This is a genomic window from Rhizobium sp. NLR8a, from assembly GCF_019685235.1.
Classification (GTDB): Bacteria; Pseudomonadota; Alphaproteobacteria; order Rhizobiales; family Rhizobiaceae; genus Rhizobium.
Window position 1 is genome coordinate 206,491 of the sequence record NZ_JABDWI010000008.1, and the last position, 19,883, is coordinate 226,373.

At 62.7% G+C, this 19,883-nt stretch carries 19 protein-coding genes; 7 read left to right on the top strand and 12 right to left on the bottom strand.

All coding sequences use genetic code 11. The features are described 5' to 3' along the window. The first annotated feature begins 114 nt into the window (after window positions 1-114). Complete coding sequence (locus HJC04_RS17130) at window positions 115-486, top strand: VOC family protein (protein WP_210629031.1); 372 nt, start codon at window positions 115-117, stop codon at window positions 484-486. A 3-nt stretch (window positions 487-489) separates the two neighbouring features. Next, window positions 490-969, top strand: a complete 480-nt coding sequence (locus HJC04_RS17135; protein ID WP_210629032.1) for an EVE domain-containing protein — start codon at window positions 490-492, stop codon at window positions 967-969. Here HJC04_RS17135 and HJC04_RS17140 read toward each other — a convergent pair. Genes HJC04_RS17140 through HJC04_RS17150 form a run of 3 tightly spaced genes read right to left on the bottom strand, consistent with a single transcriptional unit; the run spans window position 958 to window position 4,300 of the window. After that, entirely contained in the window at window positions 958-1,839 is an 882-nt protein-coding gene (locus HJC04_RS17140; protein ID WP_221146700.1) for a patatin-like phospholipase family protein, read from the bottom strand. The genes HJC04_RS17135 and HJC04_RS17140 overlap by 12 nt on opposite strands. Window positions 1,840-1,854: 15 nt before the next feature. Next, window positions 1,855-2,415 carry a 16S rRNA (guanine(966)-N(2))-methyltransferase RsmD gene (gene rsmD / locus HJC04_RS17145; protein ID WP_221146701.1) on the bottom strand — a complete coding sequence of 187 codons (561 nt, stop codon included), beginning with the start codon at window positions 2,413-2,415 and terminating at the stop codon, window positions 1,855-1,857. Next, entirely contained in the window at window positions 2,396-4,300 is a 1,905-nt protein-coding gene (locus HJC04_RS17150) for a pseudouridine synthase (RefSeq protein WP_221146702.1), read from the bottom strand. The genes rsmD and HJC04_RS17150 overlap by 20 nt, the downstream gene beginning before the upstream one ends. A gap of 90 nt (window positions 4,301-4,390) precedes the next feature. Here HJC04_RS17150 and HJC04_RS17155 point away from each other — a divergent pair, with 90 nt between their 5' ends. Next, window positions 4,391-4,828 carry a nucleoside deaminase gene (locus HJC04_RS17155; RefSeq protein WP_210631690.1) on the top strand — a complete coding sequence of 146 codons (438 nt, stop codon included), beginning with the start codon at window positions 4,391-4,393 and terminating at the stop codon, window positions 4,826-4,828. Between the two features lie 260 nt (window positions 4,829-5,088). Here the strand turns inward: HJC04_RS17155 and HJC04_RS17160 are convergent, their stop codons facing one another. The 4 genes from HJC04_RS17160 to HJC04_RS17175 all read right to left on the bottom strand — a co-directional run bounded on the left by HJC04_RS17160 (window position 5,089) and on the right by HJC04_RS17175 (window position 10,885). Next, window positions 5,089-5,718, bottom strand: a complete 630-nt coding sequence (locus HJC04_RS17160) for a hypothetical protein (protein ID WP_210629036.1) — start codon at window positions 5,716-5,718, stop codon at window positions 5,089-5,091. 130 nt (window positions 5,719-5,848) lie between these two features. Continuing rightward, on the bottom strand, window positions 5,849-8,755 hold the full coding sequence (ileS, locus tag HJC04_RS17165) for an isoleucine--tRNA ligase (protein ID WP_210629037.1): 2,907 nt from the start codon (window positions 8,753-8,755) through the stop codon (window positions 5,849-5,851). Between the two features lie 283 nt (window positions 8,756-9,038). Continuing rightward, entirely contained in the window at window positions 9,039-10,022 is a 984-nt protein-coding gene (locus tag HJC04_RS17170) for a bifunctional riboflavin kinase/FAD synthetase (protein WP_221146751.1), read from the bottom strand. A gap of 14 nt (window positions 10,023-10,036) precedes the next feature. Further along, window positions 10,037-10,885, bottom strand: coding sequence for a TIGR01459 family HAD-type hydrolase (locus HJC04_RS17175; RefSeq protein ID WP_210629038.1), 849 nt, complete (start codon window positions 10,883-10,885; stop codon window positions 10,037-10,039). 350 nt (window positions 10,886-11,235) lie between these two features. Between HJC04_RS17175 and groES the strand changes: the two genes are divergently transcribed. The 3 genes from groES (at window position 11,236) to HJC04_RS17190 (ending at window position 14,370) form a co-directional block, all read left to right on the top strand. Continuing rightward, complete coding sequence (gene groES / locus HJC04_RS17180; protein ID WP_004675403.1) at window positions 11,236-11,532, top strand: co-chaperone GroES; 297 nt, start codon at window positions 11,236-11,238, stop codon at window positions 11,530-11,532. 72 nt (window positions 11,533-11,604) lie between these two features. Beyond that, entirely contained in the window at window positions 11,605-13,242 is a 1,638-nt protein-coding gene (groL, locus tag HJC04_RS17185; protein ID WP_088396568.1) for a chaperonin GroEL, read from the top strand. 681 nt (window positions 13,243-13,923) lie between these two features. Further along, window positions 13,924-14,370 carry a hypothetical protein gene (locus HJC04_RS17190; RefSeq protein ID WP_210629039.1) on the top strand — a complete coding sequence of 149 codons (447 nt, stop codon included), beginning with the start codon at window positions 13,924-13,926 and terminating at the stop codon, window positions 14,368-14,370. Between the two features lie 191 nt (window positions 14,371-14,561). Here the strand turns inward: HJC04_RS17190 and HJC04_RS17195 are convergent, their stop codons facing one another. From HJC04_RS17195 to HJC04_RS17205, 3 genes are all read right to left on the bottom strand, one after another. After that, window positions 14,562-15,470: a sigma-70 family RNA polymerase sigma factor gene (locus HJC04_RS17195; protein WP_221146703.1), complete on the bottom strand. Its 909-nt coding sequence runs from the start codon at window positions 15,468-15,470 to the stop codon at window positions 14,562-14,564. Then, complete coding sequence (locus HJC04_RS17200) at window positions 15,467-16,210, bottom strand: SDR family NAD(P)-dependent oxidoreductase (protein ID WP_221146704.1); 744 nt, start codon at window positions 16,208-16,210, stop codon at window positions 15,467-15,469. The genes HJC04_RS17195 and HJC04_RS17200 overlap by 4 nt, the downstream gene beginning before the upstream one ends. A gap of 403 nt (window positions 16,211-16,613) precedes the next feature. After that, complete coding sequence (locus HJC04_RS17205) at window positions 16,614-17,324, bottom strand: glutathione binding-like protein (RefSeq protein ID WP_210629041.1); 711 nt, start codon at window positions 17,322-17,324, stop codon at window positions 16,614-16,616. Window positions 17,325-17,527: 203 nt separating this feature from the next. Between HJC04_RS17205 and HJC04_RS17210 the strand changes: the two genes are divergently transcribed. Next, window positions 17,528-17,971, top strand: coding sequence for a DoxX family protein (locus tag HJC04_RS17210; protein WP_210629042.1), 444 nt, complete (start codon window positions 17,528-17,530; stop codon window positions 17,969-17,971). 78 nt (window positions 17,972-18,049) lie between these two features. Here the strand turns inward: HJC04_RS17210 and hisG are convergent, their stop codons facing one another. Next, window positions 18,050-18,745, bottom strand: a complete 696-nt coding sequence (gene hisG / locus HJC04_RS17215; RefSeq protein ID WP_210629043.1) for an ATP phosphoribosyltransferase — start codon at window positions 18,743-18,745, stop codon at window positions 18,050-18,052. Further along, window positions 18,742-19,863, bottom strand: a complete 1,122-nt coding sequence (locus tag HJC04_RS17220; protein ID WP_221146705.1) for an ATP phosphoribosyltransferase regulatory subunit — start codon at window positions 19,861-19,863, stop codon at window positions 18,742-18,744. The genes hisG and HJC04_RS17220 overlap by 4 nt, the downstream gene beginning before the upstream one ends. Window positions 19,864-19,883: the final 20 nt, after the last annotated feature.

Here is a 19,883-nt window from a genome sequence, read left to right on the forward strand (position 1 = left end):
AATCCGCAGGCGCGACGCTCGAGCGGATCGACAAGCGGAAGGCACGGAGGTTACTGCCAGAATCTGTCAGCATGCCTCTCTAGGGTCCTCCTGACCGACACACAGGAGGCTAACATGATCGACAGCAACAGCATTCTGCTTTTCGTAACCGACGCGCCGAAGAGCGCCAGCTTTTATGCGCGGCTGCTCGGGCAGGATCCCGTCGAAGCCAGCCCGACCTTCGCCATGTTCATTCTGCCTTCGGGGCTGGCACTCGGACTGTGGGGCAAGGCGGGCGTCGAGCCTGCTCCGGCTGCGGCGGGCGGCGGCTGCGAGGTCGGTTTCAAGGTTGCGACAGCAGACATGGTTGATAGGCTCCACACCGAATGGCAGGACAAGAGCGCGCCGATCCTTCTGCCGCCGACCAACCTCGATTTCGGCCGTAGCTTTGTCGCGGCCGATCCCGACGGGCATCGTCTGCGCGTCTACAACGTGGCGGAGGACTGAGCCATGTCGCGCAGCTGGATCGCTGTCGCATCAGCAAACCATGTCCGCATCGGACGCAAAGCCGGGTTCATGCAAGTCTGTCACGGCAAGGCCGCTCCGCTTAAGCGGAGCGCGCCAGGCGACCGCGTCATCTACTATTCGCCGACCGAAACCTTTGGCGGCACCGATCGCCTGCAGGCGTTCACGGCCATTGGCATGATCGAGGAAAAGGAGGCATATCAGGTGGAGGTTCACCCGGGCTTCCGCCCCTGGAGACGGGATGTCGCCTGGTGGCGAGCCACGGAAGCACCCATCCGGCCGCTGCTCGGTCGGCTATCTTTCACCAGCGATCGGGCTGGCTGGGGATATCGACTGCGCTTTGGTCTCTTCGAAATCGACAATGATGATGCCGAGCTCATAGCCGAAGCAATGTTCTCTGAACCGCTCGCTCATGTCGCGCGGACGCGAACAACGGTGCCCATGCAAGGTTCTTTAGCGTTTTAGCCGCGCTTCGATCTCGCGGTCGAGGGCGAATTTCAGGTCGTCCTTGACGCCGACGGACATGGCAAGCACTTCGCGGGCTTTGAGGAAATCCATGACGCCGGTGCGGCCGACCGTCGGGCGCAGGAAGATATGCGGCTGGCAAAGCTTCAGCTTCAGGGAGATCGCCGTCTGCATCATCAACTGGCCGGAACCGAAGATGCTTTCCATGCGGTTCGGGATATGGGTGCCGTCGCCTTCCGGGGCGCCGACGACGTCGATGCCGACGACGATGTCGGCAAGATCCATCAGGCATTCATAAGGGACCGGATTGCTGATGCCACCATCGATCATTACGCGGCCGCGCAGGCGCACCGGCATGAAAACGGCGGGGATGGAAGACGAGGCGGCGAGTGCCGGAAACAGCTCGCCCTCTTTGATGATCACCTCGTTCTGACCGTAATAATCTGTCGTGATGACCTTCATCGGCACCAGCAGATCTTCAAATCGGGCCGGCAGCTCGGAGGGCAGGAAGGCTTTCAGTATCCGTTCCAGATTGAACTGGCCGATGCGGATGCCCTTGGCCACCGCATCGCGCACCGTTGTCGGTCGCATCCCCCAGATGCGGGCAACGACGGCCGTCTTGTTGCCGACGGTTGCCAGCGCATGTTCGCGGATTTCGGCGCCGGACATGCCGGCGGCCATGCCGGCCCCCATGATGGCGCCGATCGACGAACCCGCAATCGCAACCGGGCGGATCCCGAGTTCGTCAAGGGTTTCAATGACATGGATATGGGACAGGCCGCGCGCGCCGCCGCCGCCGAAGGCAACCGCGACTGTCGGCAAATCGCTGATCGCAGGCAGTTTCGGACTGATGATCTCTGCCTGCTGCACGCCCCGCCCCTGCGCCTATTGCGGCTGATATCGGAAGAAATGCACCCTCGTATCGCCAAAGATGCGGCTTTCGAGGAAAACATAGGAAGGGTGGACCGAAACGACAATGTCGGCGCGCTCTTCGAGCACCGCGATCGCCCCCGGCCGCAGCCAGCCGCCGATGGCGGCCGCCGCCATCGCCTTCTCGCCGAGGCCTTTGCCATAGGGCGGGTCGGCAAAGAGCACATCGAAAGGCTCGAGATTGCCGACGCTGCCGAGATTGGTCGCATCGCGGCGCAGGATGCGGGTGCGTCCGTGCAGGCCGAGCGCATCGATGTTTTCCCAGAGCAGCGCCCTGCCCTGGATGCTGTTTTCGACGAAGAGCGCGTGGCGACAGCCGCGCGAGACGGCTTCGAGGCCGACGGCGCCGGTGCCGGCGAAAAGATCGAGGATCCGGGTGCCGTCGACGCATTCCGGATAGGCATGGCTCAATATATTGAACAGGCTCTCGCGTGTCCGGTCGGCGGTCGGCCGGATCTCGTTGGATTTTGGCACGGCGAGAGGCCGTCCGCGAAACTCACCGCCGACGATCCGCACCGCGCGTCATTCCCTTTCCTCGAGCACCACCTCTGGACGGACCGCCCGCGGGCCTGTCACCGCCCGGCCTTTCACCGCCTGGCTTGGCGCCCTTCGGTTTGCCGGAAAAATTCTTGGGTCCGCCGGACCCGGCGCCAAAGCTCTTGCCGCGCGGCTTATCGCCCGAAGGCTTGCCGCTCACAGCCTTGTCGCCGAACGACCGTTCGCCGCGCGGACGCTCGGAGCGACCCTCGCCGGCGAAGCTTCTGGCTGTCCGCCGGCGCTCGTCACCCTCCTCGCGCGGCTTGCGATCGCCACGCGGCTTGCCGGCGAAAGGTCGATCGCCCCGCGATGGACGATCGCCGAAGGGGCGGTCGCTGCGCGGACGCTCAGAACGGCCCTCGCCGGTGGAGACTCTGGCGGCACGAGGACGTTCGTCACCATCCGCACGGGGCTTGCGATCGCCGCGCGGCTTGTCGCCGAAAGGCCGGTCGCCGCGCGATGGGCGATCGCCGAAGCCGCGGTCTTCGCGAGCGGGACGATCCCCGAACGAGCGCTGGCGGCCGAAGCCTTCGACCTCATCCTTGCGGCGGGGCTGCTCGCTCGAACGGATCCATTCACCGTCCTCTTCCCGCACACGGTTGATCGGCGTGCGCGGGCGATCCTCGATGCGATCGAAAGCATTGGTCTTTGCCGCCGGCTGCTCGCCGCGCCGGCGCGCAGTCTGCGCATTCTTGGCGGCCTTGGCCGCCGCCTTCTCGCCGAGAGGCCGGGCGCCGGGCGCCATCCAGACATTGGCGCTGCGGCGCTGGCCGAGCGGCTGGGCGCGCTTCGGCTTGTCTTCATCCCTGCGGCCGCCGTCGCGGCGATCGTCGTCTCTGCGCCCGCCGTGGCGGTCGTCACGTTTGGTGTCGAGGCGGCTCAGCGCCCGCTCACGCTTGTCCTCCTGGCGCCGCGGCCGTTCGCGCTTTTCCGGCGCCGCCGGTGCCGCGGCCTGTTCCTCTTCCTCGGCGGCGACAGCCGGGGCGTTGTAGATCGGCGCGTCGAAATTCGCCTTGGCTTCCTCGATCAGGCGCGGGCCGAGCTGGTCACGCAATGTGCGGCCGCGCACCTCGACGACCTGGCCTTCCGGCAAATCGCCGAGCTGGAACGGCCCATAGGAAATGCGGATCAGACGGTTGACGTCGAGACCGAGAGCGCCGAGCACATTCTTGATTTCGCGGTTCTTGCCTTCGCGAAGGCCCATGGTGATCCAGACGTTTGAGCCCTGGGTGCGGTCGAGGGTTGCCTCGATCGATCCATAGAGCACGCCGTCAACGGCGATGCCGTCCTTCAACTTGTCGAGCGCTTCCTGATCGATCTCGCCATGCGCGCGGACGCGGTAGCGCCTCAACCAACCGGTCGCCGGCAGTTCGAGGGCGCGGGCGAGGCCGCCGTCATTGGTGAGCAGCAGCAGGCCTTCGGTGTTGATGTCGAGCCGGCCGATCGACATGACGCGCGGCAGCTCTTCCGGCAGGTTGTCGAAGACGGTCGGACGGCCTTCCGGATCGGCATTGGTGGTCACGAGGCCCGCCGGCTTGTGATAGAGCCAGAGCCTAGTGCGCTCGATGCCACGGATCGGTACACCGTCGACCTCGATGCGGTCGGCAAGTGTGACGTTGACGACGGGGGTTTCGAGAACCGTGCCGTTCAGCGTCACACGGCCTTCCATGATCATGCGCTCGATGTCGCGGCGGGAGGCGACGCCTGCGCGCGCCATCACCTTGGAAATGCGCTCGGCCTTGGTGTCGCTTTCGGCTTCGGCCGCCGCCGGGCGCGCGGCCGCGGCCTTCGGACCGGCTTTCGGCCTGATATCCCGTGAAAGGGGCTTTGCGCCCGGGCGTTTTGGCTTGTCTTTGGGTGTCATTTGCTGTTTGCCTGCCTTTTGGGCCTGTCTATCAGGTCACGCATCTGCGGTTAAGTGGAAATTCTTGCGATCGTGAAGACAAATCGTTTCATGGAGATGGCGCTTGAAGAAGCGCGCGCCGCAGGAGTACGCGGCGAGGTGCCGATCGGCGCGGTCGTCGTTGTCGACGATATCGCCGTTTCACGCTCGGGAAACCGCACGCGCGAACTCAAAGACGTCACCGCGCATGCCGAAATCGCCGCAATCCGGCTCGCCTGCGAGACGCTTGGGCAGGAGCGCCTTGTCGGCGCCGATCTCTATGTGACGCTCGAGCCTTGCACCATGTGCGCGGCAGCCATCTCGTTTGCGCGCATCCGCCGGCTCTATTACGGCGCCGAGGATCCGAAGGGCGGCGCCGTCGACAATGGCGTGCGATTCTATGCACAACCGACCTGCCATCACGCTCCCGAGGTCTATTCCGGCATCAACGAGGTGCAGTCGGCCGAGATCTTGCGGCGATTCTTTGTGGAACGGAGAGAGGCGCCGTAGTGCTCAGTGCCCGCCGCCATCTTCGGCTTTTGCGCTGATAGCTGCCCCTCACCCTAACCCTTTCCCCGCTCGCGGGGCGAGGGGACGTGCCCTGCGAGACGCTGGTGAGGAACGGAGACGGTGTGGCATGTCCGTTCGCCCCGCGAGCGGGGTCCGAAAAACGGGCGAGGCCCGTGGCTCGACGCCGGTCGGTGGCGGCAGCCGGATGAGGGGCTGCCATCACCGATCTCCTGCGGCGGCGCTAAGCGCTCGGAAAACCGCTACTGCAGGAAGTTCCACCACTGCTTGCCGGAATTGGCGATTGCCGCATCCTTCTTGCGCTTCTTCTGCTTCTTGAGCTCGGGCTCGCCGACGTCGTCGAGCTTTGCCGGGTCGTCGACGGTGCGGTAACCGGGCGGCGGATCGGAAATATAGCGGCGCTGATCGAGGTATGAGCCCTTCTGCAGGGCGCGGGCCTCGCGATAGGCCTGGGTCTGGGCTTCGGTCGTGCGCCGGCCGCCTTCGATGGCGGAGCTCGCCAGCGGCGAGCGGTAATTCGGGTTGTCCGAATTGGCGTCAGCCTCGGAAACGAGGCGGGCGCGGGTCTCCTCCGGCGATTCAAGCCATTGCGGATTGTCCTTGTTGGCCACCGTCGGCTGCGGCGCGATAAGGGTCTCGCGCTGCCCCTCAGCCGGCAGCACCAGCGTCGGACGCGGCGTATATTTGACGCCCTTGTTCTTCGGGTCGGGCCCGGTCAGCGACACGGACTGGCCGAGATCGTCGGTCAGCTGCTCCATGGCCGTCTTGTCGGTGCCGTAGGTCGGGCTGCTGGCGCAGCCGGACACCAGGGAGCATCCCACCATGACAACAGACAGGCAGGCGCCTACACGGAACCAATGCGTTGCGAACATGAAAACCCTTCCAGCCACCGGTGCAATCGTCGCCCTACCGGACAACCGTCCCCTGACGCAAAAATCCGGCCATTTTCAGGCAGCTTTTACCGGATGAACGCCTCGAAGGCAATTCACCCGGCAAATATCTTCAGGCGCGGATGCCGAGTTCGCGCAATGCGGCGGCGTCGCGCGCCGAGACGTCGGGATACTCCGGATCGGAACCGACATCGGTGGTGATGCGCCAGGAACGCGCGCATTTGACGCCTTCGGCAAGCCTCGGCACGACGGCAACATCAGGCACCTCGGCAAGACGGAAAGCGTCAGCCGGGCCGGCATCCGTCTTGATCGTGATGCCAGAGGTGATGCAGACTTCGCTGAAGTCCTGGCCCTCGAGCGCCTTGCAAAGCGCCGCGTCGGCGACATGCACGACCGGAGCCGCCTCGAGCGAGGAACCGATGCGCTTGTCCTTGCGCTCGATTTCGAGCGCGCCGGTCACGACGCTGCGGATTGCGCGGATCTTTCTCCACTTCTCGGCCAACGCATCGTTGCGCCATTCCTTTGCGACCGGAGCGAACTGCTCCAGATGCACCGAGATGGCCGAGGGATTGCGCGAGAGCCATGCCTCTTCCATGGTGAAGGGCAGCATCGGCGCAAGCCAGGTCACCACGCAATCGAAAATCATGCGGATGACATAAAGCGCCGAGCGGCGGCGAAGGCTGGAGGGCGCATCGCAATAGAGCGCATCCTTGCGAACGTCGAAGTAGAAGGCCGAGAGCTCGACATTGGCAAAGTCGATCAATGCGCGGGCGATCTTCTTGAAGTCGAAGGCATCATAGTTCTCGCGCACGAGTTGGTCGAGCTCGGAGAGACGGTGCAGCATCAGTTGCTCCAGCTCCGGCAGATCGGCAAGCGCAATGACCTCGCCCTTGTCGTGGGCGAGCGTGCCGAGCATCCAGCGGATGGTGTTGCGCAGTTTGCGATAGGCGTCGACATTGGTCTGGATGATCGTCTTGCCGACGCGGAGATCATCGGCATAGTCCGAGGTCATCACCCAGAGACGCAGGATATCGGCGCCGGCATCCTTCATCACTTCCTGCGGGGCGGTGACGTTGCCCTTCGACTTCGACATCTTCTCGCCCTTCTCGTCCATGGTGAAACCATGGGTGAGGACGGCGTTATAGGGCGCGCGGCCGCGGGTGGCGGCCGATTCCAGGAGCGAGGAATGGAACCAGCCGCGATGCTGATCAGACCCTTCGAGATAAAGGTCGGCCGGCCATTTCAGGTCGGGGCGGTCTTCCAGTGTGAAGGTGTGCGTCGAGCCGGAGTCGAACCAGACGTCGAGGATATCCATGACCTGCGTCCACTTGGCCGGATCATGCTCGTTGCCGAGGAAGCGCTCCTTGGCGCCTTCCGCGAACCAGGCGTCTGCGCCCTCTGCGTCGAAGGCATTGAGGATGCGCTGGTTGACGGCCTCGTCCTTCAGGACTTCGCCCTGCTCATTCACGAAGACGCAGATCGGCACGCCCCACGCTCTTTGACGGGAAAGCACCCAGTCCGGGCGCTGCTCGATCATCGCGCGCAGACGGTTCTGGCCAGCGGCCGGCACGAAGCGGGTGTCATCGATCGCGCTCAGCGCCCGATTGCGCAGCGTCGTCCCATCCGACAGCGTCTTGTCCATATAGACGAACCACTGCGGCGTGTTGCGGAAGATCACCGGTTTTTTGGAGCGCCAGGAATGCGGATATTGGTGCTTCAGACGGCCGCGGGCAAAGAGCGCGTTCCGATCGATCAGCGCCTTGATGACGCGATCATTGGCATCGCCCTTCTTGCCGTTGTCGTCGATCACGCGTGCGCCTTCCAGACCGGGGGCATCGGCCGTGTAGAAGCCGCCGTCGTCGACCGGAAACGGGATCTTGGTCTCGATGCCGCGCGCCTCGATCTCACGGGCATGCGCCATCCAGACGTCAAAGTCTTCGCGGCCGTGGCTCGGCGCCGTGTGCACGAAACCGGTACCGGCATCGTCAGTGACATGATCGCCCTCGAGCAGCGGGACTTCGAACTCGTAACCGCCGTCGAGGCCTCTAAGCGGATGCGCGCAGGTGATGCCGGCGAGATCGGCAGCCGTGACGTCGGCGAGACGCTTGTACTGCAGCTTTGCCTTGGCAAAAGATTCTTCAGCCAGCTTGTCGGCGAAGATCAACCTTTCACCCGGGCGCGGGCCGAAATCGTTCTCGGCGGCCGTGACTTCGTAAAGGCCGTAGGCGACACGTGAGGAATAGGCGATCGCGCGGTTGCCGGGGATCGTCCAGGGCGTGGTCGTCCAGATGACGACGAAGGCATCCTTGAGGCTCTCCGAGCCCTTCGCGACCGGGAACTTCACCCAGATCGTGTCGCTTTCATAATCGTGGTATTCGACCTCGGCTTCGGCAAGCGCGGTGCGCTCGACGACCGACCACATGATCGGCTTGGAGCCGCGGTAGAGCTGGCCGCTTGCGGCGATCTTCAGCAGTTCACCGGCGATACGGCTTTCCGCATGGAAGTTCATCGTCAGATACGGGTTTTCGAAGTCGCCGACGATGCCGAGGCGCTGGAACTCGTCGCCCTGGACCTTGATCCACTTCTCGGCATAGGCGCGGCACTCGCGGCGGAACCCGATCATCGCCGCCGGCTCGCTCAGGTCGGGCTTGGCCTTGCCCTTGGCGCGATAGTTCTCCTCCTCGATCTTCCATTCGATCGGCAGGCCGTGGCAATCCCAGCCGGGCACGTAGTTGGCGTCATAGCCGCGCATCTGGAACGAACGGTTGATGACGTCCTTGAGGATCTTGTTCAGCGCATGGCCGATATGGATGTTGCCATTGGCGTAGGGCGGGCCGTCGTGCAGGACGAATTTCTCGCGGCCGGCGGCGGAGGCGCGCAGTTTCTTGTAGAGATCCATCTGCTGCCAGCGGGCAACGAGCTCCGGCTCCTTCTGCGGCAGACCGGCGCGCATCGGGAAATCGGTTTCGGGCAAATAGAGGGTCTTCGAGTAATCGATCTTTTCGGCGGTTTCGGTCATGTTCGACAATCGTTTTTGGCGGCCCAGGGAGGGGCGCAACGGACGTGAAAATAGGTGGCGGCGGAAGCGCCTGCTCGCAAGCGCCAAAAACCCGGACCTCCCGGCCGCTTAGCGCGCGCGGAAGGCCGGGCCGATAATTCGTATCGTGGTCGCCAGCCGAAATTTCGTCATAGCGCCGGTTCATAGGCGTTTTTGCCGGGAAAAGGAAGAGAAGAAATCGCAGGCCTGGCAACCCAGGTCAGGGCCGATTCCACCATGCGGAATATCCCGAGCCGTGACGAACTCAGGCGAAACACAGTTTCCGATCAAGTTCGCCGAGCGGCACGACGCCCGCCAGCAGCGCCCTCGCCTCCTCCTCGTCGCGTTTGATCTGGGCGACGAGCACATCGAGGCCGTCGAATTTCAGCTCGGGCCTGATATAGCCGAAGAAGGAGACGGCGCAGCGCTGGCCGTAGAGATCGCCGCTGAAATCGAAGAGATAGGTTTCGAGCAGCGGCGCGCCGTTTTCCGTGACGGTCGGCCGGCGGCCATAGCTGGCGACGGCATCGTGGAGCATTCCGTCCTGGCGGCGGAAGCGGACGGCGTAGATGCCGGCGGCGAGTTCGGCCTCGGGCGGCAGGCGCATGTTGGCGGTGGGAAAACCGAGCTGGCGGCCGAGCTTTTCGCCGTCGATCACCTCGGCTTCGACAGTGTAGCGGTAGCCCAGCATGCCGGCCGCTTCGCTGACATTGCCGTCCTTCAGGAGCGCCCGGATGTGGCTCGAAGAGACGACGTCGGCGTTCTCGTCGCGGAAGGCATCGATCAGAGTGACGCCGAAACCATAGGTCTGGCCGGCATTCATCAGAAAGGCAGGACCACCTTCGCGACCGCGACCGAAATGGAAATCGAAGCCGGTGACGACCTCGGAGGCGCCGAGCCAATCCTTCAGGATCGAATGGATGAAATCGTCGGCCGAGCGCTGCGAAAATTCATAGTCGAAGGGATATTCGATGACCGCATTGAAACCAAGGGTTTCCAGGATGCGGGCCTTGAGCGGCGCGGGCGTCAGACGGAAGACCGGTGTCTGCGGCCGGAACACCGTGCGCGGATGCGGCTCGAAGGTCAGCACCAGGGCAGGAATGCCGCGCGCCTTGGCGATTTCGAGCGCACGGTTCAGCACCGACTGATGGCCGCGATGCACGCCGTCGAAATTGCCGATGGCGATCACCCCGCCCTTGAGATGGGCGGGCAAGGGTTCGCGGGTTTCATTGCGGTGGAAGACGGTCATCGGCTGGCTTCTCTTCATGCAAGACGCGGCATCCACCACTTCGGCGCCGCCTTCTCCCGATCGAGATAGGCGTTGAGGATCGCTTCGTCGGTCTCGCCGTTCAAGGTGTATTCCTTCGCGTGAATACCGCCGCTGATGTAGAGAAGATCGAGACCGAAATTCAAGGCGCCGCGCACATCCGTCGGCATGCCGTCTCCGATCGCCAGCACGCGGTCAATGGAAAAATCGCCGCGAAGCTCGCGGGCGGCCGCAAGCGTCGCTTCGTAGATCGGCTGGTGCGGCTTGCCGGCAATGCGGGTTTTGCCGCCTAATTGCTCGTAATAGGCGGCCATGGCGCCGGCGCAGGGGATGATGCGATGGCCACGTTCGACGACGAGGTCGGGATTGGCGCAGATCATCGGCACGTCGCGTGCCTGAAAATCCAGAAGCATGTCGGTGTAATCCTCGGGCTTCTCCGTCTCGTCGTCGAAAAAGCCGGTGCAGACGAGCGATTGCGCTTCGCCCGCCGGCCGACGTTCGACGCCAATGCCTTCGAGAAGCGCCTTGTCGCGCTCGGGGCCGAGCAGAAAGACCGTCTTCGGCCCTTCTGAAATCAGCCCGCGAGTGACGTCGCCCGAGGTGACGATCCGGTCATAGGCGCTGTCGGGGACTCCGATATGGCGCAACTGCTCAACCACCTGCCAGGAAAGGCGCGGCGAATTGGTGATGAGGACGACGGCGACGCCGCTCTCACGCGCGGCTTGAAGGGCGGCGGCGGCCTTCGGAAACGGATCGACGCCGTTGTGAACCACCCCCCAGACGTCGCAGAGCACCACGTCGTAATGCGCCGATATCTGCGAGAAGTTTTCTATCCGCCTGGCCATGCCGATTTCCCGATTTGCTTCAGTCACCGGTGACATTGCAAAGGCGCAAGGCGATGGCAAGGCATTTTCTTCACCTTGGCAGACAAGAGCGCCGGCAATCCCGGCCAGAGCGAACGGCAAGGTCGGGCGACGTTGCCGAACGCAACGGTTAGAGAACATTTCAATGACAATCTCCGATAATTCACCGCCTCTTCACAATTCCGGCACAAAAATTCGTGATTGCTCTCATTGACTCCTCTCGGAGCCATCCCTAAATGCTCGAGCGCTAGCACTCACCTTAGAGGAGTGCTAACACTTATCCATGTGGACCGCTCCGGTCCGCGAATGTCATTCGATCGAGGGATTAGACAATGGCAAGCACCAATTTCCGTCCGCTTCACGACCGCGTCGTCGTTCGTCGCGTCGAGTCCGAAGAGAAGACCAAGGGCGGCATCATCATTCCCGACACCGCCAAGGAAAAGCCGCAGGAAGGCGAAATCGTCGCCGTCGGCTCCGGCGCACGTGACGAGTCCGGCAAGGTCGTGGCTCTCGACGTCAAGGCTGGCGACCGCGTTCTGTTCGGCAAGTGGTCCGGCACTGAAGTCAAGATCAACGGCGAAGACCTTCTGATCATGAAGGAAGCCGACATCATGGGCATCATCGGCTGATCGGCCGATCCGCTTTCCCGAAATGGCTGACGGGCGTTTCGCCCGAACAAATCGAATTCAGGAGTCACAAACATGGCAGCTAAAGAAATCAAGTTTGGCCGCACCGCGCGCGAAAAGATGCTGCGCGGCGTCGACATTCTCGCCGATGCAGTGAAGGTCACGCTCGGCCCGAAGGGTCGTAACGTCATCATCGACAAGTCGTTCGGCGCTCCGCGCATCACCAAGGACGGCGTTTCCGTCGCCAAGGAAATCGAACTCGAAGACAAGTTCGAAAACATGGGCGCCCAGATGGTCCGCGAAGTCGCTTCGAAGACCAACGACATCGCCGGCGACGGCACCACGACTGCAACCGTTCTTGCCCAGGCGATCGTTCGCGAAGGCGCCAAGGCCGTTGCCGCCGGCATGAACCCGATGGACCTGAAGCGCGGCATCGATCTCGCCGTTGCTGAAGTCGTCAAGGATCTCCAGGCCAAGGCCAAGAAGATCAACACTTCGGAGGAAGTCGCCCAAGTCGGCACGATCTCCGCAAACGGCGAACGTCAGGTCGGTCTCGACATTGCCGAAGCCATGCAGAAGGTCGGCAACGAAGGCGTCATCACGGTTGAAGAAGCCAAGACCGCCGAAACCGAACTCGAAGTCGTCGAAGGCATGCAGTTCGACCGCGGCTATCTCAGCCCCTACTTCGTCACCAACCCGGAAAAGATGGTCGCCGACCTCGAAGACGTCTTCATTCTCCTCCACGAGAAGAAGCTCTCGAACCTGCAGTCGATGCTCCCGGTTCTCGAAGCCGTCGTCCAGACCGGCAAGCCGCTCCTCATCATCGCTGAAGACGTCGAAGGCGAAGCCCTTGCAACGCTCGTCGTCAACAAGCTGCGCGGCGGCCTGAAGATTGCTGCCGTCAAGGCGCCTGGCTTCGGCGACCGCCGCAAGGCCATGCTCGAAGACATCGCCATCCTGACCGGCGGCACCGTCATCTCCGAGGACCTCGGCATCAAGCTCGAAAGCGTCACGCTCGACATGCTCGGCCGTGCCAAGAAGGTTTCGATCTCCAAGGAAAACACCACGATCGTCGACGGTTCGGGCGCCAAGTCCGACATCGAAGGCCGTGTTGCCCAGATCAAGGCGCAGATCGAAGAAACCACCTCCGACTACGACCGCGAGAAGCTGCAGGAACGCCTTGCCAAGCTCGCTGGTGGCGTTGCCGTCATCCGCGTCGGGGGCTCGACCGAAGTCGAAGTCAAGGAGAAGAAGGACCGCATCGACGACGCCCTCAACGCGACGCGCGCTGCCGTTCAGGAAGGCATCGTACCGGGCGGCGGCGTTGCCCTGCTCCGTTCTTCCGTCAAGATCTCCGCCAAGGGCGTCAACGACGACCAGGAAGCCGGCATCAACATAGTTCGTCGCGCTCTGCAGGCTCCGGCCCGCCAGATCGCTGAGAACGCTGGTGACGAAGCTTCGATCGTCGTTGGCAAGATCCTCGACAAGGATCAGGACAACTACGGCTACAACGCCCAGACCGGCGAATATGGCGACATGATCGGCATGGGCATCATCGACCCTGTCAAGGTCGTTCGCACCGCCCTGCAGGATGCCGCTTCCGTCGCATCGCTGCTGATCACCACCGAAGCCATGATCGCCGAGCTGCCGAAGAAGGACGCTCCGGCTATGCCGGGCGGCATGGGCGGCATGGGCGGTATGGACATGATGTGATAGGCCTCCGGCCTGTCACAACATCGTCCATGAAACCGCCCATCATTCAAAATGGTTCAGCGCGTAAAGCGCGCTGAACTGGCGGTATGGACATGATGTGATAGGCGAAAGCCGTCACTGAAATCCATTCCGGCACATCCGGAACAGGAAGGGCGGCCCTCGGGTCGCCCTTTTCTTTTCGCCAAAAATGATTCGATCCGTTGCGCGCTATTTTATGCTGCGCAGTGCGTCCGCGCTCGCGAAGCTTTCGTCAGGCTTATGTCGCCGCTCATTTCCTATGCGCGGGAGATTGCTTACGGGGGGCAGGCTTTCTCCCGCAAGCGCAGCGAAACGGGTCGAAAAGCGCTGAAACTGATCACTTCTGGCCGAAGACGCGGGGATGCCGACATTTCCCGCAACTGATGCCGATCCGAACAGCCCTTAAAAAGCCGTTGCCGTTTGTGCAAAAGCTCCTATAAATCCGCGCTGCAATTGATGCGCGCCCGGCGATGATTTTCGCCATCAGACGAGCGCGAGAAGGCGATGCCATAGTTGCGTACTCGAGAGGATCCGGTCCGGAGACTCGAACGGCCGTAACGATCGCCGGTGTAGGCGCGGGCATTATGCCCCTGTCCCATGATCCTGTTTCTTTGTGTTTGCCGAGCGTGCGGCGTCGGAGCCGCATCCGAACTGGGGAACGCCTTGTTTAAGATCGCCAAAGCCAATGCAGCCGTGCCCTTGATGACCGGCTCCCTGAACGACAATCATCAAAATCACCAGATGCTTGCTCAGCTGTCAGTTTCCGAAAGCTGGACCGGAGATTTTTCGACCGGCCTGATCCGTCTCGGCAAATGGAGCGCGATGCTGCACGGCATCTCCGCCGATGAATGCGGCCTGCTGAACCTGATCCGCTGCTACGATACCAAGGATCGCAGCCACGTGCTGGAGCTGTTCGAGCAGGCGGCGACGCACTGCTCCTCTTTCTGTTTTTCGACGACGATCATCACGCGGAACGGTTTCCGTCAGCCGCTGTTCTGCATGGGGGAGTCGAGCGGGCTCGAGGAGAAATACAGCGGCCGCATGGCCGGCGTCTTCATCTTTCCGCGCTTCAAGCTGCAAGACGCAACCCAGATCACAAGCTGGCAGTGAAGACCGGCGACGCGAGATAAAGGCCGCCTCCGGGCTCAGCCACTAACGTAAAACGTGGAATCGCTAAATTTGCGGTTCCCTAAGCCTATCGCGTGAACCTAACTTCACGTGGCAGGCTTTCGGGCATTGGCTTCTGATTTGGTATTCGGCGCATAGCGGGCCGCGAGAAAGCTCGTCTCGACCAGTATCGGTCACCGCGATGCGGCCGGCATGACATCAGCACCATCCATGACATAGGTCGCGTAGCGATGGTCGCGGATCAGGCTTATCTTTTGCCCGCGCCATTCGAGCAGCATGAAATAGGAAGGACCGCCCGACGGTTCGGCCGATACCAGCAATATTTCCCGGCCTTCCAGCCAGGCCGGTTCGAGCCTGACCGGCGGATATTGGGCATAGTAGGTGAAGAACCGACCGACGTCGGCGGCACCCGAGATTTCCGGCCGTCGCGCCTGGCGAAGCCGAACGTCATCGGCCAGCAAGCGACGCAGCGCGTCCCAATCTTGGGCGTTGAAGAGCGCTGCAAAGTTCTGGGCCTCGGGACTTGGCGACGGCGCGACCTCAGACCGCACGTCGGAGATCGCGCGCAATCGCGTCCTACCGCGCGACAGATGGGCCTTGACGGCATCGACACTCAGTTCCAGCAGCGCTGCGATATCCGCAAGCGACTCTCCCAGCACATCCTTGAGGATCACCGCGCTGCGTTGCGGCACCGGCAATTCTGCAAAATGACCCAGGGCGATACTCACCGTGTCCCGCCGGATCAGCGCGTCCTCCGGGCCGACGGCGCTGATATCGGCCAGATCAAAGGCCATCTCAAGCGGCTCCGACCGGCGCGTACTGCGCTGGCGCAGGGCATCTATGGCTCGATTGTGGACGATGCGAAACAGCCACGGTCGCAGCCGCGTGCCCGGTGGGATCGAGCCGGCCGTCGCAAATACCCTGACAAACGCGTCCTGAATCACGTCCTCGCCGTCGATCACCGAACCCACCAGACGAGCAGCATAACGATGCAGTTGGGGGCGAAGCGCGTCCGCTTCCCTGGCCAGGTCTTCGAGCAGAGTTTTCCTCTCTTCGGCCCCGAGAGCTGGGTCTTTCGTCATTCGATGACCGTCACACCCGTATCACCACGCACGGCATAGACCATGGCCTCGGCGAGGCCGGAATCGCCGATCAGTTCGGCGACCGTATCACCGAAAGTCCGCGGCGTCATGTCCGGCCAGGTGGCGGCCTGCTCGGCAAATGTCCGACCCGCCTTCGCAGCATAGGCCCCAATTCCGGTATCGCCCACACCAGTTCCAACGAACATCTGCCGGGGAACGATGACCCGGAACCGCAAGCCCAGGCCGAGTTCGGCCGACAAGTCTTCGGCATATTTTGCAATGAACCACTGCGCGCGCTTGGCGCCGGCATAACCTCCCGATAGCGGCGACCCCTGCACGGCGGCTCCGCTGGAGACCAGGACGACGAGCCCGCCCGGCGCCATTGGCAAAGTCAGGGCAGCCTGTACCCAATGCAGCGCGGCCTTGACGTCCACATTCCAGTTGGTCGTGAATGCCTCCCAGCCAATGCGGTCGATCCGTTCCATGGACGGTTTCGCACCGGCATTCATGATGACAACATCAGGTCGCGTCTGCTCCATGATCCGCCACGCCGCGTCGGCATCGGTCGCATCGGCGGATATGGCGGTGACGGCCGGTTGCTTAGCCGGCCGCTGCTCAGCCGTCGCGTCTCGGGCGACCACGGTGACTTCGGCCGCGCGAGCAACGAATGCCTCGGCGAGCCCACTCCCCAAGCCGCGGCTCCCGCCGACGACCACGATTCGCTTTCCTTCCAGATCCATTTCTCAGTCCTTAGTCGGGTTGGTTTCGACCGTTCGACGACGGTCGCAACAACGACGCTTCAAGGAGGTGAAAAGAGTCATCGCCATCTGCGATTTGTGGAAGCCGGCGTCAAAAAAGCCTGACTCCGACCGAATGCCGCCGGGATTGCGGTCGTCAGCCGAAGCGGATCGCGTCCTTGATACGGGGTTTGCCGGTTTCCAGTCGGACTACCGCGCCGAACCTCCACATCTGCGGCGATCGCGAAGTTCGGGCGATGCGGGTTCTTGCAAAAGCTGACGTTCACTCCCCGGGAGAGAGAGGCAATCGAAGCCGCGTTGAGTGTCCGAAATCTCCAGCTTGAGTAATACCCCCTTAGTGGCTGGGCCTCAGGGCGGCCTTTTGCATTTTCCGGCGGATCGTCCGTTACTCCGGTTTGACCGGAATGTTGAGGCCTCTGGCGCTTGCCGGGCGGGCGATGCAGCGCTCCAGCCAATCGGAGACTGCGGGGAATTTCGCATAGTCGAGAATCTCACGGCCGCCATAGAAGATGTCGGCGCCGCGGACCCAGGTGAAGGTGGTGATGTCGGCGATCGTATATTGATCGCCCATGATCCACTGACGGCCCTGCAACCGGCCTTCGAGCACGCCGAGCAGGCGTTTGGATTCATCGCGGTAACGCTCCACCGGATAGGAATTATTGGCGACCTTGTCGGCGGCGAATTTGTGGAAATGGCCGAACTGGCCGAGCATCGGACCTATTCCGGCCATCTGGAAAAACACCCACTGGATGCATTCATAGCGGCCGGCGGCATCGGCGGGGATGAGCTTGCCGGTCTTTTCGGCGAGGTAGAGCAGGATGGCGCCGGATTCGAACAGGCCGATCGGCTTTCCCCCAGGCCCGTCCGGATCGATGATCGCCGGAATGCGGCCGTTCGGGTTCAGGGATTCGAATTCCGGCGACTTCTGCTCGTTTGCGGCAAAGGAAATATAATGCGGCTCATAGGGGAGCCCAAGTTCTTCGAGGGCGACCGATACCTTCACCCCGTTCGGCGTCTGCAGGGAATAGAGCTGGATGATATCGGGATTTTTCGCCGGCCAGCGCGTGGTGATCGGAAATGCGGAAAGATCTGCCATAGGGGACTCCATGTTTGGCGGCGACCATAGAAGACGATGCTCCAGAAAGGCAAGCGACGGCATCGTTCCATATTATTGAACGAAGCGTCTGCTTCCGTTTATCTTTCCATAACGGCAGAAAAAGGCGACATAGAACGCATCAGAGGTCCAACAGGTGCCGGGGCACCAAGATCTCCAGAGCCATTCAAACGGAGACAATGTCCATGTCGAACGCCAACAATGTCATCATCCTGATCGCCCGGATCCTTCTTTCCTTCATGTTCATCTTTGCCGGCTTCGGCAAGGTCACCGATCCGGCTTCCACTGCCGGCATGATCGCCGGCGCCGGCCTTCCGGCCTCCACCGCGCTCACCTATCTCGCCGGTCTCTTCGAACTCGCAACCGGCATTGCCGTGCTCGTCGGTTTCCAGGTCCGCATCGTCGGCTGGCTGCTTGCCGTCTTCTGCGTCTTCACCGGCGTGGTCTTCCATCTTGCGCCAGTCAACGTTCCCGATTTCCCGGCCGCCGCCAACGGCTGGATTAACGGCCTGAACTTCGTCAACTTCCTGAAGAACATCACGCTCGCCGGCGCCTATATCATGCTCGCAACCAATGGCGCCGGCGCCTACTCGCTCGACGCCCGCCGCGGTGCCTACGCAGCCGCCTGATAGCAGTTGATATCCTCCCAAAAATGCAAAACCCGCCGTCATCCGACGGCGGGTTATTTTATGCCTTGATGACCGGGATCAGAGGGCGGCGCGCACCGCCTCGATGATCGCCTGCACCGCCGGCTCGCCCGCATGGCTCTCCTTGCGGGCGCGCACGAGGCAAGCCTCTGAATGCAGGATGATGCCGTCCTGGAGCACCTTCAGATGATTGGCGCGCAGCGTCGAGCCGGTGGAAGTGATATCGACGATGATATCGGCCGAGCCGGAGGCGGGAGCGCCTTCGGTCGCGCCCAGGCTTTCGACGATGCGATAAAGCTGAATGCCGTGCTGGCTCGAAAAGAACTGCTGGGTCAGGCGCCAATACTTGGTGGCGATGGCAAGGCGTCGACCGTGGCGGGCGCGGAAATCGGCGGCGACATCGCCGAGATCGGCCATGCTGTCGACATCGAGCCAAATCTCGGGCACCGCGACGACGACATCGGCATGGCCGAAGCCGAGCCGGGCGCAGAATTCGACGCGCTTGTCGGCCTCGGCAAAGCCTTCCCGCATCAGATCCTCGCCGGTGACGCCGAAATCGACGGTGCCGTTGCCGAGCTCGCGGGAGATTTCCGACGCCGACAGGAAGGTGATCTCGATATCGTCCCAGCCTTCGACGCGGCCGCGATAGGAGCGGTCGTTGCCAACCGCCGAGATCGGCAGGCCGGCCCGCTCGAAGATCGCCGAAGCGTCGTCCTTCATCCGGCCCTTGGAGGGAAGCGCGATGGTGATCGTCATGCGGCTGCCCTTTCGGTTTCGATGCGGTCGAGCCAGAAGGAGAAGCCGACGGCCGGAATGCGGTCCGTCGCGCCGAGGAAGGTCAACAGCCGGTCGAAGCGGCCGCCGCCGGCCAGGACCGCGCTCGAGCCTTCCACCGTCACCTCGAAGACGAGGCCGGAGTAATAATCGAGCGGACGCCCGAAAGCGGCGCGGTAATCCAGGCAGGACAGGTCGACGCCGGCATCGGCAAGGGCGGCGACGCGGCCGTTGAAGCGCGACAGCGCATTGCCGAGCTTCAGGCCGGCAGCGTCGGCAAAGCCGGCAAGTGCTGCGGACGCATTGACGAGCGGCACGTGCAGAGACAGGAACTCTTGCAGCACATGGAAGGCCGCATCGTCGAGACGCGTCTCGGACAGGATGAGCTTTTCCTTGAGCCGCCGGGCGATCTCCAGCGGCGAGCGGCTGGCATTTGAGGAATAACCGGTCGCCTGCATCTCGTGCTCGATATGGGCGACCAGCGCCTGCTCGTCACCTGACACAACAAGCCTGGCGATATCGACGTCAAGACCGGTGACGAATTGCGGGCTGGCGAGGCTTGCCAGCAAGGCTTCCAGCTGCGTCATATTGCCGAAAGCGTGGATCAGGCGCTTCTGCCAGCCGAGCGGCAGGCCGAGCGCCTGAACGACCGCTTCGAACACCGCCTGATCGCCCAACGTCACGGCTAAGCGCCGGCCCGGCAGCAGGCGGGCGAGAATGCCTGTGGCGTCACCAATGGCGCGGGCATCGGCGCCCGGTATGTTGATGTCGCCGAGATCCTCGATGCCGGCCTGGTAGAATTCATTGGCGCCTTCGCGGCGCTGGCGGAAGACTTCGCCGAGGTAGGCGTAACGCTTCGGCGTGCCGGTTGCCGTCTCGATGTGGCGCAGACAGACGGGAATGGTGAATTCGGGACGCAGGCAGAGGCTGGCGCCGGTTTCGCTTTCCGTCATGAAGATACGGCGGCGAAGATCCTCGCCGGCGATATCGAGGAACGGCTCGGCCGGCTGTATGACCGGCGTATCGATGCGCTCGGAATTTCGCGAAGCGAATTCGGCAAGCAGGTCGTTGGAGAATTCCGGGAGGTTGATCAGGGGCATGCTGCGCTCCGAACAACAGG

Excerpts from the sequence above, each read along its gene's own strand:
- HJC04_RS17130 (WP_210629031.1), top strand. The coding sequence starts at position 115 with ATGATCGACAGCAACAGCATTCTGCTTTTCGTAACCGACGCGCCGAAG.
- HJC04_RS17135 (WP_210629032.1), top strand. The coding sequence starts at position 490 with ATGTCGCGCAGCTGGATCGCTGTCGCATCAGCAAACCATGTCCGCATC.
- HJC04_RS17150 (WP_221146702.1), bottom strand. The coding sequence starts at position 4,300 with ATGACACCCAAAGACAAGCCAAAACGCCCGGGCGCAAAGCCCCTTTCA.
- HJC04_RS17155 (WP_210631690.1), top strand. The coding sequence starts at position 4,391 with ATGGAGATGGCGCTTGAAGAAGCGCGCGCCGCAGGAGTACGCGGCGAG.
- HJC04_RS17160 (WP_210629036.1), bottom strand. The coding sequence starts at position 5,718 with ATGTTCGCAACGCATTGGTTCCGTGTAGGCGCCTGCCTGTCTGTTGTC.
- ileS (WP_210629037.1), bottom strand. The coding sequence starts at position 8,755 with ATGACCGAAACCGCCGAAAAGATCGATTACTCGAAGACCCTCTATTTG.
- HJC04_RS17170 (WP_221146751.1), bottom strand. The coding sequence starts at position 10,022 with ATGACCGTCTTCCACCGCAATGAAACCCGCGAACCCTTGCCCGCCCAT.
- HJC04_RS17175 (WP_210629038.1), bottom strand. The coding sequence starts at position 10,885 with ATGGCCAGGCGGATAGAAAACTTCTCGCAGATATCGGCGCATTACGAC.
- groES (WP_004675403.1), top strand. The coding sequence starts at position 11,236 with ATGGCAAGCACCAATTTCCGTCCGCTTCACGACCGCGTCGTCGTTCGT.
- groL (WP_088396568.1), top strand. The coding sequence starts at position 11,605 with ATGGCAGCTAAAGAAATCAAGTTTGGCCGCACCGCGCGCGAAAAGATG.
- HJC04_RS17195 (WP_221146703.1), bottom strand. The coding sequence starts at position 15,470 with ATGACGAAAGACCCAGCTCTCGGGGCCGAAGAGAGGAAAACTCTGCTC.
- HJC04_RS17200 (WP_221146704.1), bottom strand. The coding sequence starts at position 16,210 with ATGGATCTGGAAGGAAAGCGAATCGTGGTCGTCGGCGGGAGCCGCGGC.
- HJC04_RS17205 (WP_210629041.1), bottom strand. The coding sequence starts at position 17,324 with ATGGCAGATCTTTCCGCATTTCCGATCACCACGCGCTGGCCGGCGAAA.
- HJC04_RS17210 (WP_210629042.1), top strand. The coding sequence starts at position 17,528 with ATGTCGAACGCCAACAATGTCATCATCCTGATCGCCCGGATCCTTCTT.
- hisG (WP_210629043.1), bottom strand. The coding sequence starts at position 18,745 with ATGACGATCACCATCGCGCTTCCCTCCAAGGGCCGGATGAAGGACGAC.
- HJC04_RS17220 (WP_221146705.1), bottom strand. The coding sequence starts at position 19,863 with ATGCCCCTGATCAACCTCCCGGAATTCTCCAACGACCTGCTTGCCGAA.